The sequence below is a fragment of the Pseudomonas sp. FSO-7 genome, assembly GCF_059579345.1.
In genome coordinates, this window is record NZ_CM184193.1 from 687,816 (window position 1) to 704,954 (window position 17,139).

14 protein-coding genes, 2 tRNA genes and 1 pseudogene are annotated in these 17,139 nt (G+C 60.9%); 15 read left to right on the forward strand and 2 right to left on the reverse strand.

The window, feature by feature from the left end:
• Positions 1–80: 80 nt before the first annotated feature.
• The 8 genes and pseudogenes from hfq (at position 81) to AC515T_RS02980 (ending at position 8,726) form a co-directional block, all read left to right on the forward strand.
• Complete coding sequence (gene hfq, locus AC515T_RS02945; protein WP_003186419.1) at positions 81–341, forward strand: RNA chaperone Hfq; 261 nt, start codon at positions 81–83, stop codon at positions 339–341.
• Between the two features lie 12 nt (positions 342–353).
• Positions 354–1,655 (forward strand): ribosome rescue GTPase HflX, encoded by a 1,302-nt coding sequence (gene hflX / locus AC515T_RS02950; protein ID WP_122567306.1) that lies wholly within the window; start codon positions 354–356, stop codon positions 1,653–1,655.
• 85 nt (positions 1,656–1,740) lie between these two features.
• A complete protein-coding gene (gene hflK / locus AC515T_RS02955; RefSeq protein ID WP_496531377.1) occupies positions 1,741–2,913 on the forward strand; it encodes an FtsH protease activity modulator HflK in 1,173 nt (390 codons plus the stop codon).
• Positions 2,913–3,782: a protease modulator HflC gene (gene hflC, locus AC515T_RS02960; RefSeq protein ID WP_053117908.1), complete on the forward strand. Its 870-nt coding sequence runs from the start codon at positions 2,913–2,915 to the stop codon at positions 3,780–3,782. The genes hflK and hflC overlap by 1 nt, the downstream gene beginning before the upstream one ends.
• A gap of 324 nt (positions 3,783–4,106) precedes the next feature.
• Positions 4,107–5,294 (forward strand): ATP phosphoribosyltransferase regulatory subunit, encoded by a 1,188-nt coding sequence (locus AC515T_RS02965; RefSeq protein WP_496531378.1) that lies wholly within the window; start codon positions 4,107–4,109, stop codon positions 5,292–5,294.
• 54 nt (positions 5,295–5,348) lie between these two features.
• Complete coding sequence (locus AC515T_RS02970; RefSeq protein ID WP_003186407.1) at positions 5,349–6,641, forward strand: adenylosuccinate synthase; 1,293 nt, start codon at positions 5,349–5,351, stop codon at positions 6,639–6,641.
• A gap of 1,125 nt (positions 6,642–7,766) precedes the next feature.
• Positions 7,767–7,820 (forward strand): annotated as a pseudogene (locus AC515T_RS02975) (hypothetical protein); the annotation flags it as partial.
• Between the two features lie 201 nt (positions 7,821–8,021).
• On the forward strand, positions 8,022–8,726 hold the full coding sequence (locus AC515T_RS02980) for a methyl-accepting chemotaxis protein (protein WP_406550201.1): 705 nt from the start codon (positions 8,022–8,024) through the stop codon (positions 8,724–8,726).
• 322 nt (positions 8,727–9,048) lie between these two features.
• On the opposite strand, the gene AC515T_RS02985 is transcribed toward AC515T_RS02980, so the two are convergent.
• Together AC515T_RS02985 and AC515T_RS02990 are read right to left on the reverse strand one after the other, a co-directional pair.
• Positions 9,049–9,135: transfer RNA gene (locus tag AC515T_RS02985), tRNA-Leu, on the reverse strand.
• A 176-nt stretch (positions 9,136–9,311) separates the two neighbouring features.
• Positions 9,312–9,398 (reverse strand) — tRNA-Leu (locus AC515T_RS02990).
• Between the two features lie 226 nt (positions 9,399–9,624).
• Between AC515T_RS02990 and rnr the strand changes: the two genes are divergently transcribed.
• The 7 genes from rnr to dnaB all read left to right on the forward strand — a co-directional run bounded on the left by rnr (position 9,625) and on the right by dnaB (position 16,917).
• Entirely contained in the window at positions 9,625–12,261 is a 2,637-nt protein-coding gene (gene rnr, locus AC515T_RS02995) for a ribonuclease R (protein ID WP_496531379.1), read from the forward strand.
• Entirely contained in the window at positions 12,258–13,016 is a 759-nt protein-coding gene (rlmB, locus tag AC515T_RS03000; RefSeq protein WP_063323178.1) for a 23S rRNA (guanosine(2251)-2'-O)-methyltransferase RlmB, read from the forward strand. The genes rnr and rlmB overlap by 4 nt, the downstream gene beginning before the upstream one ends.
• A gap of 306 nt (positions 13,017–13,322) precedes the next feature.
• On the forward strand, positions 13,323–13,751 hold the full coding sequence (rpsF, locus tag AC515T_RS03005) for a 30S ribosomal protein S6 (RefSeq protein WP_003186395.1): 429 nt from the start codon (positions 13,323–13,325) through the stop codon (positions 13,749–13,751).
• Positions 13,752–13,779: 28 nt separating this feature from the next.
• Positions 13,780–14,010 (forward strand): 30S ribosomal protein S18, encoded by a 231-nt coding sequence (gene rpsR, locus AC515T_RS03010; protein WP_002551829.1) that lies wholly within the window; start codon positions 13,780–13,782, stop codon positions 14,008–14,010.
• A gap of 36 nt (positions 14,011–14,046) precedes the next feature.
• Complete coding sequence (locus tag AC515T_RS03015) at positions 14,047–14,937, forward strand: YybS family protein (protein WP_496531380.1); 891 nt, start codon at positions 14,047–14,049, stop codon at positions 14,935–14,937.
• Between the two features lie 18 nt (positions 14,938–14,955).
• Complete coding sequence (gene rplI / locus AC515T_RS03020) at positions 14,956–15,402, forward strand: 50S ribosomal protein L9 (protein ID WP_003186385.1); 447 nt, start codon at positions 14,956–14,958, stop codon at positions 15,400–15,402.
• A gap of 117 nt (positions 15,403–15,519) precedes the next feature.
• A complete protein-coding gene (gene dnaB, locus AC515T_RS03025; RefSeq protein WP_027911801.1) occupies positions 15,520–16,917 on the forward strand; it encodes a replicative DNA helicase in 1,398 nt (465 codons plus the stop codon).
• The last annotated feature ends 222 nt before the right edge of the window (positions 16,918–17,139 follow it).

Here is a 17,139-nt window from a genome sequence, read left to right on the forward strand (position 1 = left end):
TGCCGTCTATCCTTGGGGGTGTGACGGCCCAAGCCATCTGATTCCGATTTTTATTATTGATCCTTAAAGGAGTGCGGCACATGTCAAAAGGGCATTCGCTACAAGACCCTTACTTGAACACTTTACGTAAAGAGAAAGTTGGGGTGTCCATCTATCTGGTCAACGGGATCAAACTGCAAGGCACGATCGAGTCTTTCGACCAGTTCGTCATCCTTCTGAAAAACACCGTCAGCCAGATGGTCTACAAGCACGCGATCTCGACAGTGGTGCCAGTTCGTCCAATTCGTCTGCCTAGCGCAACCGAATCCGAAGGCGGTGACGCTGAACCGGGTAACGCCTGATAGGAGCCTCCTTTGTTCTTTGAGCGCCACGGTGGTGGTGAACGGGCCATTCTCGTTCACTTGGATGGACAGGACCCTGAGGCGCGCGAAGATCCGCAGGAGTTTCAGGAATTGGCACTTTCGGCCGGCGCCGAGACCGTCGCGTTTTTCAACGTGCCGCGTCATCGGCCAACCGCCAAGTTCCTGATCGGCAGTGGCAAGGTCGAGGAGTTGCGCGACCTGGTCAAGGCCGAGCAGGTCGATCTGGTGATTTTCAATCACATCCTCACGCCCAGTCAGGAACGTAACCTCGAACGTGTCTTCGAGTGTCGCGTGATCGACCGCACGGGGCTGATCCTCGATATCTTCGCCCAGCGCGCCCGCACCCATGAAGGCAAGCTCCAGGTCGAACTGGCCCAGCTTGAACACATGAGTACGCGGCTGGTTCGCGGCTGGACTCACCTTGAGCGGCAGAAAGGCGGTATCGGCCTGCGCGGCCCGGGTGAAACCCAGCTGGAAACCGACCGACGCCTGTTGCGGGTTCGCCTGCGCCAGATCAAGGGGCGGCTGGAAAAGGTCCGCAGCCAGCGTGAGCAGTCGCGACGTGGTCGCAAGCGCGCGGATATCCCGACGGTTTCACTGGTGGGCTATACCAACGCCGGCAAATCGACCCTGTTCAACAATGTCACCCAATCCGACGTCTACGCCGCCGACCAGTTGTTCGCAACGCTCGACCCGACCCTGCGCCGGCTCGACCTGGACGACCTCGGGCCGATCGTGCTGGCCGACACCGTGGGCTTCATCCGTCACCTGCCGCATAAGCTGGTCGAGGCTTTCCGGGCTACGCTCGAAGAGTCGAGCAACTCCGACCTGCTGCTGCACGTGATCGATGCCGCCGAGCCGGACCGGATGCTGCAGATCGAGCAGGTGATGGTGGTGCTGGGCGAGATCGGAGCCCAGGACTTGCCGATCCTCGAGGTATACAACAAACTCGATTTGCTCGAAGGCGTGGAGCCACAGATCCAGCGCGATGCCGACGGCAAGCCGCAACGGGTCTGGCTGTCGGCCCGCGATGGCAGCGGCCTGGACCTGCTCAAGCAGGCCGTGGCCGAGCTGTTGGGCAACGATCTGTTTGTCGGCACCCTGAAGTTGCCGCAACGTTTCGCCCGGCTGCGTGCGCAGTTTTTCGAGCTGGGGGCGGTGCAAAAAGAAGAACACGACGAAGAAGGTGTCTGCCTGCTGGCTGTTCGCCTGCCTCGGGCGGAGCTCAACCGACTGGTCAGTCGCGAAGGGCTGCAACCGATGGAATTCATCGAGCAACACACTTTGCAATAAAAGCCTGAGAAAGCGGTGTCAGGCATTCTGTAGCATTGGTCGGCGCGCCGTGGGTGCGTCTTTGCTTTATCAGATGGAGAGCGCTATGGCTTGGAATGAGCCGGGTGGCAACTCGAATAATCAGGATCCTTGGGGTGGCAAGCGTCGTAACAACGGCGACCGCAAGGGGCCGCCGGATCTCGACGAGGCCTTCCGAAAGCTGCAGGAAAGCCTGAACGGTTTGTTCGGTGGTGGTAAAAAACGCGGTGACGAGGGTGGCGGTCGTTCGGGCAAGGGCGGTGGTTTCGGCCTGCTCGGCATCGGTCTCGTCGTGCTGGCGGCTGTCTGGCTGTACAGCGCGGTCTATGTCGTGGACGAGCAGGAGCAGGCGGTGGTGCTGCGCTTCGGCAAGTACTACGAGACGGTTGGGCCGGGCCTGAACATCTATTTCCCGCCGATCGACCAGAAGTACATGGAGAACGTCACGCGTGAGCGGGCGTACACCAAGCAGGGCCAGATGCTGACCGAAGACGAGAACATCGTCGAAGTGCCGCTGACCGTGCAATACAAGATCACCAACCTGCAGGACTTCGTGCTGAACGTCGACCAGCCGGAAATCAGCCTGCAGCACGCGACCGAAAGTGCTTTGCGCCATGTGGTGGGTTCCACCGCCATGGACCAGGTGCTGACCGAAGGTCGTGAACTGATGGCCAGCGAAATCAAGGAGCGCCTGCAGCGGTTCCTCGATACCTATCGCACCGGTATCACTGTCACCCAGGTCAACGTCCAGAGCGCAGCGGCACCGCGTGAGGTCCAGGAAGCCTTCGACGACGTGATCCGTGCCCGTGAAGACGAGCAGCGTTCGCGCAACCAGGCCGAAACCTATGCCAACGGCGTCGTGCCGGAAGCCCGTGGCCAGGCCCAGCGCATCATCGAGGATGCCAACGGTTACCGCGATGAAGTGGTCTCCCGTGCCAAGGGTGAGGCTGATCGCTTCACCAAGCTGGTGGCCGAGTATCGCAAGGCCCCTGAAGTGACCCGCCAGCGTCTGTACCTGGACACCATGCAGGAAGTCTTCAGCAACACCAGCAAGGTCCTCGTGACCGGCAACAAGAACGGCCAGAGCAATCTGCTGTACCTGCCGCTGGACAAGATGGTCGAGAGCGGTCGCAACACCAGTACGCCACCGGCCAGTTCGGCGGCGGCCAGCAATGAGGCCGGCACCCGCGCGGCGGCGGACCTGCAACAACAGCAAGCACGTACCAGGGAGAGTCGCTGATGAGCAATAAATCGCTGATCGCCCTTATTGTCGGTGTCGTCGTGGCGATCGCTGCCTGGAACTGCTTCTACATCGTGGCTCAGACCGAGCGCGCGGTGTTGCTGCAATTCGGTCGCGTGGTCCAGGCTGATGTCCAGCCGGGGCTGCATGTGAAGGTGCCGTACGTCAACAAGGTGCGCAAGTTCGACGCTCGCCTGATGACGCTGGATGCGCCGACGCAACGCTTCCTGACGCTGGAAAAGAAAGCCGTGATGGTGGACGCCTATGCCAAGTGGCGCGTGAAGGATGCCGAGCGCTTCTACACCGCGACCTCGGGCCTGAAGCAGATCGCCGACGAGCGTCTGTCCCGTCGTCTGGAATCGGGCCTGCGTGACCAGTTCGGTAAGCGCACGTTGCATGAAGTGGTGTCCGGTGAGCGCGATGCGCTCATGGCCGACATCACCCGTTCGCTGAATGCGATGGCGGAAAAAGAGCTGGGTATCGAAGTGGTCGATGTCCGGGTCAAGGCCATCGACCTGCCGAAGGAAGTGAACCGCAGCGTGTTCGAGCGGATGAGCACCGAGCGTGAGCGTGAAGCCCGCGAGCACCGCGCCAAGGGTAACGAGCTGGCCGAAGGCATCCGTGCCGACGCCGATCGCCAACGCCGCGTGCTGCTGGCCGAAGCCTATCGTGAATCGGAAGAGGTCCGGGGTGATGGTGATGCCCAGGCCGCTTCGATCTACGCCAAGGCCTACGGTCAGGATCAGGAGTTCTACGCGTTCTACCGTAGCCTGCGTGCCTACCGTGAAAGCTTCGCGAACAAATCCGACGTCCTGGTCCTGGACCCAAGCAGCGACTTCTTCCACTACCTGGAAAAGTCCAAGCCTTGATGCGACGTTGACCTGAAACACTCCGCCCGGCGGCTAAAGCGTCGGGCGGGGTGATCCTTTGGGAAAACGTGTGTATGATGCGGCAGCCGGGAAATTCCCGGCTTTTTTGCGTCTGCACGTTCGATTGCGGTTTATAGGTGCAGGCGTCGAGTTGAACGACTCGACAGGTTTTTCGAGGGAAGTGCCGGGCGAGGCCGATTGCGGGCCATTCGTCACGTCGCTCTTGCGCGTTTTTTGCCCAAGCTGCGCGCCTGGCGCAGGCATTTTCTGCTTCACTCAAGGCCAGCCGAAAGCTGGCCGCCCGGACCATAGGGGAATGGCGTAATGGCAACGGTAGACCGCTGGCTGCTGCCAGATGGCATCGAAGAAGTACTGCCACCGGAAGCTGCGCGTATCGAAGTAGCGCGTCGGCAGGTGTTGGATCTATTCCAGAGTTGGGGTTACGAGTTCGTCGTCACCCCGCATATCGAGTACCTGGAATCCCTGCTCACCGGCGCGGGCCAGGACCTGGATCTGCGCACCTTCAAGGTTATCGACCCGCAGTCGGGCCGGCAGATGGGCTTTCGTGCCGACATCACACCGCAAGTGGCGCGCATCGATGCTCATACCCTGCGCCGTGAAGGTCCGAGCCGCCTGTGCTACGCCGGCAGCGTGCTGCATGCCCAGCCGCGTGCCTTGTCGTCTTCGCGCAGCCCGATCCAGCTGGGCGCCGAGTTGTATGGCGATGCCAGCCCGAGCAGCGACGTGGAAGTCATCAGCCTGATGTTGGCCATGCTGCAACTGGCTGACGTGCCGGATGTCCACATGGATCTGGGGCATGTCGGCATCTATCGCCGCCTGGCCCGTGCGGCCGGTTTGTCCGGCGAAGTGGAGCAACAGTTGTTCGATGCCCTGCAACGCAAGGCCATCGACGAAGTCATCAGTCTGACCGAGGGCTTGCCGGCCGATCTGTCGGGCATGCTGCGCGCGCTGGTGGACCTGTGTGGCGGGCGTGAAGTATTGGCCGCCGCCCGTGAGCGCCTGGCCCAGGCGCCGGCGCCGGTGTTGGCCGCGCTGGACGATTTGCTGGCGATTGCCGAGCGTCTGTCGGTGCGCTTCCCCGAGTTGCCGCTGTATTTCGACCTGGGCGAGTTGCGCGGTTATCACTATCACACTGGCGTTGTGTTCGCCGTGTTCGTGCCGGGCGTGGGTCAGTCCATCGCCCAGGGCGGCCGTTATGACGACATCGGTGCCGACTTCGGGCGCGCCCGTCCGGCGACCGGTTTCTCCACCGATTTGAAAACCCTGGTGACCCTGGGGCGTGCTGAAGTCGAGCTACCGTCTGGCGGTATCTGGATGCCTGACAGTACGGATGCGGCACTCTGGCAGGCAGTCTGTCAGTTGCGCAGTGAGGGTCAGCGTGTTGTCCAGGCTTTGCCTGGGCAGCCTTTGGCCGCCGCCCGTGAAGCGGACTGCGACCGACAATTGATTCAGCAGAACGGGCTTTGGCAAGTATTGCCGCTGGCTTCTTGAGTTTTCCCGCCGGCCGCGGCCGGCACCAAGTTTGCGCGAATGAGGACAAGTGTTATGGGTAAGAATGTCGTAGTCCTGGGCACCCAGTGGGGTGATGAGGGCAAAGGCAAGATCGTTGATCTGCTGACCGAACATGCTGCCGCCGTAGTGCGCTACCAGGGTGGCCACAACGCAGGCCACACCTTGGTGATCGACGGTGAAAAAACCGTCCTGCACCTGATTCCGTCGGGCGTGCTGCGCGAAGGCGTCCAGTGCCTGATCGGCAACGGTGTGGTGGTTGCGCCCGATGCCTTGCTGCGGGAAATCATCAAGCTGGAAGAAAAAGGCGTACCGGTGCGTGAGCGCCTGCGTATCAGCCCGTCCTGCCCGTTGATCCTGTCCTATCACGTGGCGCTGGACCAGGCCCGTGAAAAGGCCCGTGGCGAGCTGAAGATCGGCACCACTGGTCGTGGCATCGGCCCGGCCTACGAAGACAAGGTGGCCCGTCGTGGCCTGCGCATCGGTGACCTGTTCCACCGTGAGCGTTTTGCCGCCAAGCTGGGTGAGTTGCTGGACTACCACAACTTCGTCCTGGTCAATTACTACAAAGAACCGGCTATCGACTTCCAGAAGACCCTGGACGAGTGCATGGAGTACGCCGAGCTGCTCAAGCCGATGATGCTCGACGTCACCGCCGAGCTGCACGAACTGCGCCGCGCCGGCAAGGACATCATGTTCGAAGGTGCCCAGGGTTCGCTGCTGGACATCGACCACGGTACCTACCCGTACGTCACCAGCTCCAACACCACCGCCGGCGGCATCGCCACCGGTTCGGGTTTCGGCCCGATGTACCTGGACTACATCCTGGGTATCACCAAGGCCTACACCACGCGCGTCGGTTCGGGTCCATTCCCGACTGAGCTGTTCGACGACGTCGGTGCCTTCCTGGCCAAGCGAGGCCACGAATTCGGTGCCACCACCGGGCGTGCCCGTCGTTGTGGCTGGTTCGATGCCGTCATCTTGCGTCGCGCCATCGACGTCAACAGCATCTCGGGCCTGTGCCTGACCAAGCTGGACGTACTGGACGGCCTGGAAACCATCAACATCTGCGTGGGCTACAAGAACCAGGACGGCGCCGTCATCGACGCACCGACCGACGCCGACAGCTACATCGGCCTGGAGCCGGTGTACGAGCAGATGCCCGGCTGGACCGAGTCGACCGTGGGTGCCAAGACCCTGGAAGAGCTGCCAGTGGCGGCCCGCAACTACATCAAGCGCGTTGAAGAGTTGGTCGGTGCGCCGATCGACATTATTTCGACGGGGCCGGACCGCAACGAAACCATCGTTCTGCGTCATCCGTTTGCCTGATAAGTCTTTGATGTAAAACACAAAGGGCCCCCGTCGGGGCCCTTTGTCGTTTCTGCCTGCCGGGCGGCACGACACTTGCTACGCAACTCCATTAAGGCACCGCTTTCCCGGGTGCCATCAAATTAATGGCGTTTGGTAGAGGGATTTCACGTGTCGGCCGTTCTCTCACTGTTACAAAGCCGTTTATTGCGGCCTGTGTTCGTTACCCTGGGTATCGCCCTTTTGGTGCAGGTGCTGGTGGCCGTTGCGCTGACCCGAAGCACCGTCACGGCGCTGGAAGCCGACCTGGGCGCGCGGTTGGGGGTGGACAGCCAGAAGCTTTCCGCCGAGCTGGAGCAGGCCGGGCGAGAGGTCACGTCGAGCCTGGACAGTCTGTCCGCCAATACCCGCCAGCGGCTCAATGCCGGCTTGTCTGCTCGCCTGAAGGACGAGCAGGCGCAGTTACGCACGACACTCGAGAAATCGCTCAAGGATTCCGCCAATGATATGGCGCAACTCCTGGCCTCCGTCGCTCCGCGTGCCATGTGGGATAACGACGTGCCCACCCTTTCTGAATTCGCCCGCCGGGCCCAGCGCAATCCCAACGTGCTGTTCGTCATCTATGACGACGCTGCCGGTGAGCACCTGACCCGCTATCTGAACCGGGAGAACCCGATCAACAAGGCCCTGCTGGAAAAAGGCAAGGGCGAGCGGGCGTTGGACAAGGTGTTGGATGCGGCGAAGAACGATCCGTCGGTGTATTACCTTGAAGCCTCGATCAACCCCAATGGTGTGGAGATCGGCAAAGTATTGATGGGGGTTTCCACGGCTTCCGTGGAAGCCGATCTGAAGGCGCTGGACCAGCGCTTCTCGGCCTTGATCGCCAGCAGCGATCAGTTGGTCGGCGACAGCCTCAAGGGGGCGGCGGCCGACAGCGCCGCCGCCATGCGCGGTCGCCTGGCGTCGGCCCAGGCCACGGCCACGCAGATGCAGACCAACACCGCCAGCACCGTGCAGGACGCGGCGGGCACCTTGCGCTGGCGCATCGGCCTGGGCCTGGCGGTGGTGGGTTTCGGCGTGCTGTTGTTGCTGGCCGTGGTGCTGGGGCGTCGGGTGGTCAATCGCTTGAAGCTGCTGATCGCGGCCATGAACGACCTGGCGGCGGGCGAGGGTGACCTGACCAAGCGTGTGCAGATCAACAGCAAGGACGAAATCGGCGACATGGCCTCGGCGGTCAATCGTTTTGTGGATAAGTTGCAGCCGATCGTGCGTGAGGCGGGCGATGTGGCTCAGCGTACTGGTGTGGAAATCGGCGCGATGACCTTGCGCAACTCCGGGGCCGATGCGGCCGCCGGGATGCAGCGTGATGAAGTGGCCGAGAGTCTGCGGGCGCTGTCGCAAATGGCTGACGAAGCGCAGTCGGAAAGCCAGGCGATGCAGGCGGCCTTGCAGCAAGTGGTGGAAATCCGTCAGGCCACTGATGAAAACACTCGCACTTCGACCAAGGTCAGCGGTTTGATTGAGGCGCTGGCCGGGCAGGTGGATACCGGGGCGAAGGTTATCGAACGACTGGCGCAGCAGAGCGAGCAGATCGAAGTGGTACTGACGGTGATTCACGGGATCGCCGAGCAGACCAACCTGTTGGCTTTGAACGCGGCCATCGAAGCGGCACGCGCCGGAGAAACCGGGCGCGGGTTCGCGGTGGTGGCGGATGAGGTTCGGGCGTTGGCGAGCAAGACCCAAAGTTCCACGGGGGACATCCAGGCGCATATCGTGGCCCTGCAGCAGGGCGCTCGCGAGGCAGTGGCTGCGATTGGCCAGGCCGGGCGCCAGGCCAATGAGGGTCTGTTGGTGCTGCGTGACAGCGCACGCTTGCAGCAGTCGGTGCAGGCCTCTGTAGAGCAGGTGCATGCGGCTATTGGCCTGGCGACTCAGGCGGCGGCTCATCAAGCCCAGGGCGCGCAAGCGGTGCGTGGGCGGGTGGAGACCATTCACGCCCAGGCTGAGAAAGCGGCCCAGGCTGTGGTTGAGACCACGGCCAGTGGCAAGGTGCTGGATAGTTTGGCGGCGCAGTTGAAGGCGAGTTTGGGGCAGTTCAGGGCTTGATCGGGTTTCCACAGGCTTATACGCGACCAAAACCTGTGTGGGAGCGAGCCTGCTCGCGAAGGCGGCACATCCAACGCTGATGCAGGCTGATCCACCGCCATCGCGAGCAAGCTCGCTCCCACACTGGGTCGGTGACAATCTACAGATTTGCGGCCACTGCAAATCCCTGTGGGAGCGAGCTTGCTCGCGATGGCGGCCTGACAGTCGACCGGATTCTCCCGGTCGTACTCCGATTGTTCGCAGTTTTCAGATAGGCAGAAACGCAAAAACCCGCTTTCGCGGGTTTCTGTGAGGTTCAAGGCCGTGACCTTGAAGCTTGAATTGGTGCCCAGAAGAAGACTCGAACTTCCACGACCTTGCGGTCACCAGCACCTGAAGCTGGCGTGTCTACCAATTTCACCATCTGGGCAGCATCTTCAGCGTTGCCGCTGTTGATGTGGCGCACTATACGGAGCGCGTTTTGATCTGTAAACCCCTGTTTTTGTTTTAGTAATTGCCCAGCACAATTCCAGGGAGCAGAAATGCAAAAACCCGCTTTCGCGGGTTTTTGTTGAACTGGCAGGCGATTGACCTGCTGCTCGAAATTGGTGCCCAGAAGAAGACTCGAACTTCCACGACCTTGCGGTCACCAGCACCTGAAGCTGGCGTGTCTACCAATTTCACCATCTGGGCAGTATCGGCAACGTGTGTACGTCGTCGATGGCGCGCACTATACGGAGCGTGTTTTTAACTGTAAACCCCTCCAGAGAAAAAAACCGCTAAATTTCACGAGCGGTGCTTTCCGAGGCTTCAAAGGCGGGCCAAATGCCTCTGGAAACGCTATCGGATGCTTGAAATTTCCCGTTTCATTAAGCCTATGCCAAACTAACCCGCATATAGACAAGGTGAAAACTCTCTAATGGCCGATTGGCAGTCCCTCGATCCCGAGGCCGCTCGTGAAGCGGAAAAATATGAAAACCCTATTCCTAGCCGTGAACTGATCCTGGCGCATCTCGCCGATCGGGGTTCGCCTGCTAGCCGCGAGCAGTTGGTCGAAGAGTTCGGTCTGACCACCGAAGACCAACTCGAAGCCTTGCGCCGCCGTCTGCGCGCCATGGAGCGCGACGCTCAACTGATCTACACCCGACGCGGCACCTATGCGCCGGTGGATAAGCTCGACCTGATCCTGGGCCGCATTGCCGGTCACCGTGACGGCTTCGGCTTCCTGATTCCGGACGACGGCAGCGATGACCTGTTCATGAGCCCGGCGCAAATGCGCCTGGTGTTCGATGGCGACCGTGCCCTGGCCCGTGTGTCCGGCCTGGACCGTCGTGGTCGTCGTGAAGGCGTGATCGTCGAAGTGGTGTCCCGTGCCCATGAAAGCATCGTCGGCCGTTACTTCGAAGAAGGCGGTATCGGTTTTGTTGTGCCGGATAACCCGAAGGTTCAGCAGGAAGTGCTGATTACCCCGGGCCGTAATGGCGCCGCCAAGGTGGGTCAGTTCGTCGAGGTGAAAATCACCCACTGGCCAACTGCGCGCTTCCAGCCACAGGGCGACATCGTTGAAGTGGTCGGCAACTACATGGCGCCGGGCATGGAAATCGACGTTGCGCTGCGCACCTACGATATTCCTCACGTCTGGCCTGAGGCTGTGCTCAAGGAAGCCGCCAAGCTCAAGCCGGAAGTCGAAGAGAAAGATAAAGAAAAACGCATCGACCTGCGCCATCTGCCGTTCGTCACCATCGACGGCGAAGATGCCCGCGACTTCGACGATGCGGTCTACTGCGAAGCCAAGCCCGGCAAGCTGCGCCTGTTCTCCGGCGGCTGGAAGTTGTTCGTCGCGATTGCCGACGTGTCCAGCTACGTGAAGATCGGTTCGGCCCTGGATAACGAAGCCCAGGTGCGCGGCAACTCCGTATATTTCCCTGAGCGCGTGATCCCGATGCTGCCTGAGCAGCTGTCCAACGGCCTGTGCTCGCTGAACCCGAAAGTCGACCGTTTGGCCATGGTGTGCGAGATGACCATCTCCAAAACCGGCGAAATGACCGACTACCAGTTCTACGAAGCGGTGATCCACTCCCAGGCGCGCCTGACCTACAACAAGGTCAGCACCATCCTGGAAACGCCGAAGACCAGTGAAGCCAAGGCGCTGCGTAGCGAATACGCTGGCGTGGTGCCGCACCTCAAGCAGCTGTACTCGCTGTACAAGGTGTTGCTGGGTGCCCGTCACGTGCGTGGCGCGATCGATTTCGAGACCCAGGAAACCCGGATTGTCTTCGGTTCCGAGCGCAAGATCGCCGCAATCACCCCGACGACCCGTAACGATGCGCACAAGCTGATCGAAGAGTGCATGCTGGCGGCCAACGTGGCCACCGCGGAATTCCTCAAGAAGCACGAGATTCCTGCGTTGTACCGCGTGCACGACGGCCCGCCGCCGGAGCGTCTGGAAAAACTGCGCGCCTTCCTCGGCGAGCTTGGCCTGTCCCTGCACAAAGGCAAGGACGGCCCGACGCCGAAGGACTACCAGGCACTGCTGGCCAGCATCAAGGACCGCCCGGATTACCATGTGATCCAGACAGTAATGCTGCGCTCCCTGAGCCAGGCGGTGTACAGCGCTGACAACCAGGGCCACTTCGGTCTGAATTACGAGGCGTACACCCACTTCACCTCGCCGATTCGCCGTTACCCGGACCTGCTCACGCACCGCGCGATCCGCAGCGTGATCCATTCCAAGCAGAACACTCCGCACGTCAAGCGCGCCGGTGCCATGACCATTCCGAAGGCACGGATCTATCCGTACGACGAAGCGGCCCTGGAGCAGTTGGGTGAACAGTGCTCCATGAGCGAACGCCGCGCCGACGAAGCCACCCGCGATGTGGTGAACTGGCTCAAGTGCGAATTCATGAAGGACCGCGTGGGCGAGTCGTTCCCGGGCGTGATCACGGCGGTGACCGGCTTTGGTTTATTTGTCGAGCTGACCGACATCTACGTCGAGGGCTTGGTGCACGTCACCGCCTTGCCGGGTGATTACTACCACTTTGATCCTGTGCACCACCGCCTGGCGGGCGAGCGCACCGGTCGCAGCTTCCGCCTGGGCGACACCGTGGAAGTGCAGGTCATGCGCGTCGACCTCGATGAGCGCAAGATCGACTTCGGAATGTCCGACAAACCCGCCGAAGCACCGACTGGCCGTAAAAAGCGCGGCAGCGAGACCGCAGCGCCGGCGACCAAAGGTAAAGGTAAAGGTGCTCCTGTCAAAACCGCAGAGCCTGAGCCAGCCAAGGCCGGTCGCCGTTCGTCTGTCAAGGACAAGGCGCCCGAAGCCTACCGCCCCAGCGACGCAGCGGCGAAGAACGCCGAGCTGCGCAAGAGCCGCGAGTTGAAGCAGCAGTTGCTCAACGAAGCCAAAAGCGGTGGTAAAGCGGCGTCTGGGGGAAAGTCCCACGGGGCGGAAAAGCCGTCGAGCAAGCCAAGTAAACACCGTAAAGGCCCGCCAAAAGCGGGTTCGGCCCCCGCGAAAAGCGGTGGGTCGCGCAAACCTAAGGCCAAGTCATGAGTCTGGAAAAAATCTACGGCGTGCACGCCGTGGAAGCCCTGCTGCGTCACCACCCCAAACGTGTCAAGCAAGTGTGGTTGGCGGAAGGTCGCAGCGAGCCGCGTGTGCAAGCGCTGGTCGAACTGGCTACCCAAAACAAGGTTGCCATCGGCCAGGCCGAGCGTCGTGAAATGGACGTGTGGGTCGAAGGCGTTCACCAGGGCGTGGTTGCGGACGTAAGCCCGAGCCAGGTCTGGGGCGAGGCGATGCTCGACGAACTGCTCGATCGCACCGAAGGCGCGCCGCTGCTGCTGGTGCTGGACGGCGTGACCGATCCGCACAACCTGGGCGCTTGCCTGCGTTCGGCGGATGCGGCCGGTGCGTTGGCCGTCATCGTGCCTAAAGACAAGTCGGCGACGTTGACGCCGGCGGTGCGCAAGGTGGCCTGCGGCGCGGCGGAGGTGATCCCGTTGGTGGCGGTGACCAACCTGGCGCGCACCCTGGAAAAACTCCAGCAGCGCGGCCTGTGGGTTGTTGGCACGGCGGGCGAGGCCGAGGTCAGTATCTATGACCAGGACCTGACCGGCCCGACGATCCTGATCATGGGCGCCGAAGGCAAGGGCATGCGCCGCCTGACCCGTGAGCATTGCGACTATCTGGTCAAGCTGCCGATGGCTGGCAGCGTCAGCAGCCTCAACGTCTCGGTGGCCACCGGCGTGTGCCTGTTCGAGGCGCTGCGCCAGCGTAGTGTCAAGGCTGTCGCCAAAAAGCCCTGATCCAGACGCAAATCAAGTGTGGGAGCGGGCTTGCTCGCGAAAGCGGAGTGTCATTCGGCAAATAGGCTGAATGTCGGACCGCTTTCGCGAGCAAGCCCGCTCCCACATTGTTTGTGTTGAGGTGAGGATCGGCGGTTGTTCAAATAATCGCCAATTGCCTTGCGCCGCCCTCGGCCCTTCTCTACAATTGCGCCCCTTGCTGTGATGGCAGGCACTTATGTGTCTAGCGTCCTCAAGTCCATAAGTGTCATTCACTCCTTGTCTGACCGTTTTTGAGCGGCAGGCTACAACCCGTAAGGAGCATTCATGCGTCATTACGAAATCATCTTTTTGGTCCACCCGGATCAAAGCGAGCAAGTCGGCGGCATGGTTGAGCGTTACACCAAGCTGATCGAAGAAGACGGCGGCAAAATCCACCGTCTGGAAGATTGGGGCCGTCGTCAACTGGCCTACGCAATCAACAATGTTCACAAGGCTCACTACGTGATGCTGAACGTTGAGTGCACCGGCAAGGCCCTGGCCGAGCTGGAAGACAACTTCCGCTACAACGATGCAGTGATCCGTAACCTGGTCATCCGTCGCGAAGAAGCCGTCACCGGCCAATCCGAGATGCTCAAGGCTGAAGAAAACCGCAGTGAGCGCCGTGAGCGTCGCGACCGTCCTGAGCACTCTGACAGCGCCGATGGCGATGACAGCGATAGCGACAGCGACAACAGCGATAACGCTGACGAGTAATCCACGGACCTTTTAAGGAGCCAATCACATGGCACGTTTCTTCCGTCGTCGTAAATTCTGCCGCTTCACCGCTGAAGACGTGAAAGAGATCGATTACAAAGATCTCAACACTCTGAAAGCCTACGTATCCGAGACCGGCAAAATCGTTCCAAGCCGTATCACCGGTACCAAAGCTCGTTATCAGCGTCAGCTGGCCACCGCTATCAAGCGCGCCCGCTTCCTGGCCCTGCTGGCCTACACCGACAGCCACGGCCGCTGAGACCGGGCAGTCGACGAGTAGTAAGGGATTGAATGCATGCGCGCCTTAGCTGACTTCATCATGCGGGGACGTGTGCAGGCCACGTTGGTTGTGGCCGGATCCGCGGCATTGCCGCTGTTGTTCTGGTTGAGTGCCGCCGCTGGGTGCCTTGTGCTCCTGCGGCGCGGTTCGGACGCCTTGGGCGTCCTGGGTATCGGGTTGCTGTCAGCGTTGGTGAGCTGGTACTTCCTGAAGGACCCGACAACACTCCTGGTGTTGCTCGGGGCTGGTGGCCTGGCGTTGGTTTTGCGCGCCGGCCATACCTGGAACCGCGTGCTGCTGTGCAGCGTGGCCGTGGGGTTGTTGTGTGCGGTGAGCCTGGGAACTGTCTTCAGTTCCTTCATCGAGTCACTGGCGCAGACGTTCGAACACGTCCTGCCGCTGGCGATGGGTGAGGTCTACGAGACATTCTCGGCAGACCAGAAGGCGTTTCTCACCGCCCTGAGCGCTCCGCTGATGATCATTTCGATAGCGTCTTCGCTGCAGATCTTTAGCGTGCTGTGCCTGATTCTTGGGCGCTATTGGCAGGCGTCGTTGTATAACCCCGGTGGTTTCGGTCGCGAGTTTCGCGCCATCCGATTCCCCAAGAGCGTGGCGCTGTCACTGCTGGCCGTCATGTGTGTGGCTCCGTTTTTCGGGCTGCGTGCACTGATCCTGTTGCCGTTGTGCAGTGTTGCGCTGGTCTTCGCCGGTCTGGCCCTGATTCACGGGCTGGTGGCGCAGAAGCGACTGGCCACGTTCTGGCTGGTGGGGATATACGTGACGTTGTTGCCTTTCATGCACTTGCTCGGTCCGTTGCTCGTGGTCTTGGCCATCGTCGACAGCCTGATTGATTTTCGCGGTCGTATGGCGCCGAAAGACGCCGACAACGCGAACGGTGAAGGTTAAAAGTTAGAGGATTTTCACATGCAACTGATCCTTCTGGAAAAAATCGCCAACCTGGGCAACCTGGGCGACAAAGTAAACGTTAAGGCCGGCTACGGTCGTAACTACCTGCTGCCTTTCGGCAAAGCCACCGCTGCGACCGCTGCCAACCTGGCTGCGTTCGAAGAGCGTCGTGCTGAGCTGGAAAAAGCCGCCGCAGACCGTAAAGCATCGGCTGAAAGCCGTGCTGCCCAACTGGCCGAGCTGGAAGTGACCATCACTGCCACCGCTGGCGACGAAGGCAAGCTGTTCGGTTCGATCGGTACTCACGACATCGCTGACGCACTGACCGCCTCCGGCGTTGAAGTGGCGAAAAGCGAAGTTCGTCTGCCGAACGGCACCATCCGCAACGTAGGCGAATTCGACGTAGCCGTGCACCTGCACGCCGAAGTTGAAGCCACCGTACGCGTTGTCGTGGTAGCAGCCTAAGCAACACCTGTCGGCTGGCACCCTCGGGTGCTTGCCGGTAACATCGGGCACGATCCTGTTTACAGGTCGTGCCCTTTGTCTTTCTGCAATTGCTGAATTTCATAACCAGACGTGGCCATGAACGAAATCACCGCTCCCGAGCAATATGATCTGCAAACCGCTGCCCTGAAGGTGCCTCCGCATTCCATCGAGGCCGAACAGGCCGTGCTCGGTGGCCTGATGCTGGACAACAACGCCTGGGAACGCGTGCTCGATCAAGTCTCCGACGGCGATTTCTACCGGCATGACCACCGCCTGATTTTCCGTGCGATCGCCCGTCTGGCCGATCAGAACATGCCGATCGACGTCGTTACCCTGGCCGAGCAATTGGACAAGGAAGGGCAGACGTCCCAGGTCGGCGGCCTCGGTTACCTGGGCGAGCTGGCGAAAAACACGCCGTCGGTCGCCAACATCAAGGCCTATGCCCAGATCGTCCGCGAGCGGGCAACCTTGCGCCAGTTGATCGGCATCAGCACCGAGATCGCCGACAGCGCCTTCAACCCGGAAGGCCGCACCGCCGCCGAGATCCTTGACGAAGCCGAACGGCAGATCTTCCAGATCGCCGAGGCCCGGCCGAAAACCGGCGGCCCGGTGAGCGTCAACGACCTGTTGACCAAGGCCATCGACCGCATCGACACCTTGTTCAACACCGACAACGCCATCACCGGCCTGTCCACCGGTTACACCGACCTCGACGAGAAGACCAGCGGCCTGCAGCCGTCCGACCTGATCATCGTCGCCGGCCGTCCGTCCATGGGTAAGACCACCTTTGCGATGAACCTGGTGGAAAACGCCGTGCTGCGCAGCGACAAGGCCGTGCTGGTGTACTCCCTCGAGATGCCAGGCGAATCGCTGATCATGCGTATGCTCTCGTCCCTGGGGCGTATCGACCAGACCAAGGTCCGTTCCGGTCAGCTGGAAGACGACGATTGGCCGCGCCTGACGTCGGCGGTCAACCTGCTCAACGACCGCAAGCTGTTCATCGATGACACGGCGGGTATCAGCCCGTCGGAAATGCGCGCCCGAACCCGTCGCCTGGTGCGTGAGCACGGCGATATCGCGCTGATCATGATCGACTACCTGCAGTTGATGCAGATCCCCGGTTCCAGCGGCGACAACCGGACCAACGAGATTTCCGAAATCTCCCGTTCCCTCAAGGCTCTGGCCAAGGAATTCAACTGCCCGGTGGTGGCGCTTTCCCAGTTGAACCGTTCCCTGGAACAGCGCCCCAACAAGCGCCCGGTGAACTCCGACTTGCGGGAATCCGGAGCGATCGAGCAGGACGCCGACGTCATCATGTTCGTGTACCGTGACGAGGTGTATCACCCCGAGACGGAACACAAGGGCATCGCCGAAATCATCATCGGCAAGCAGCGGAACGGCCCGATCGGTTTCATTCGCCTGGCGTTCATCGGTAAATACACCCGATTCGAGAACCTGGCGCCGGGTAGCTACAATTTTGATGATGACGAGTAACCTGTTCGGCATCTGTTGAGGCGGGCCCTTTTCCAGAAGATTGCACTTCTCCTGTGGGAGCGAGCTTGCTCGCGATAGCGGTGCAACTGTCAGCACATGCATTGAACGGGCTGGCCCCTTCGCGAGCAAGCTCGCTCCCACATTTGATATGCGGTGCGCCGCCGATTTCCGACCATAGCCGTCGGAATTGGTCAAAATTTGTGCTATATTCCGCGCCCGCGA

Coding starts and splice junctions, on each gene's coding strand:
- hfq (WP_003186419.1), top strand. CDS start 81: ATGTCAAAAGGGCATTCGCTACAAGACCCTTACTTGAACACTTTACGT.
- hflK (WP_496531377.1), top strand. CDS start 1,741: ATGGCTTGGAATGAGCCGGGTGGCAACTCGAATAATCAGGATCCTTGG.
- hflC (WP_053117908.1), top strand. CDS start 2,913: ATGAGCAATAAATCGCTGATCGCCCTTATTGTCGGTGTCGTCGTGGCG.
- AC515T_RS02965 (WP_496531378.1), top strand. CDS start 4,107: ATGGCAACGGTAGACCGCTGGCTGCTGCCAGATGGCATCGAAGAAGTA.
- AC515T_RS02970 (WP_003186407.1), top strand. CDS start 5,349: ATGGGTAAGAATGTCGTAGTCCTGGGCACCCAGTGGGGTGATGAGGGC.
- AC515T_RS02980 (WP_406550201.1), top strand. CDS start 8,022: ATGGCTGACGAAGCGCAGTCGGAAAGCCAGGCGATGCAGGCGGCCTTG.
- rnr (WP_496531379.1), top strand. CDS start 9,625: ATGGCCGATTGGCAGTCCCTCGATCCCGAGGCCGCTCGTGAAGCGGAA.
- rlmB (WP_063323178.1), top strand. CDS start 12,258: ATGAGTCTGGAAAAAATCTACGGCGTGCACGCCGTGGAAGCCCTGCTG.
- rpsF (WP_003186395.1), top strand. CDS start 13,323: ATGCGTCATTACGAAATCATCTTTTTGGTCCACCCGGATCAAAGCGAG.
- rpsR (WP_002551829.1), top strand. CDS start 13,780: ATGGCACGTTTCTTCCGTCGTCGTAAATTCTGCCGCTTCACCGCTGAA.
- AC515T_RS03015 (WP_496531380.1), top strand. CDS start 14,047: ATGCGCGCCTTAGCTGACTTCATCATGCGGGGACGTGTGCAGGCCACG.
- rplI (WP_003186385.1), top strand. CDS start 14,956: ATGCAACTGATCCTTCTGGAAAAAATCGCCAACCTGGGCAACCTGGGC.
- dnaB (WP_027911801.1), top strand. CDS start 15,520: ATGAACGAAATCACCGCTCCCGAGCAATATGATCTGCAAACCGCTGCC.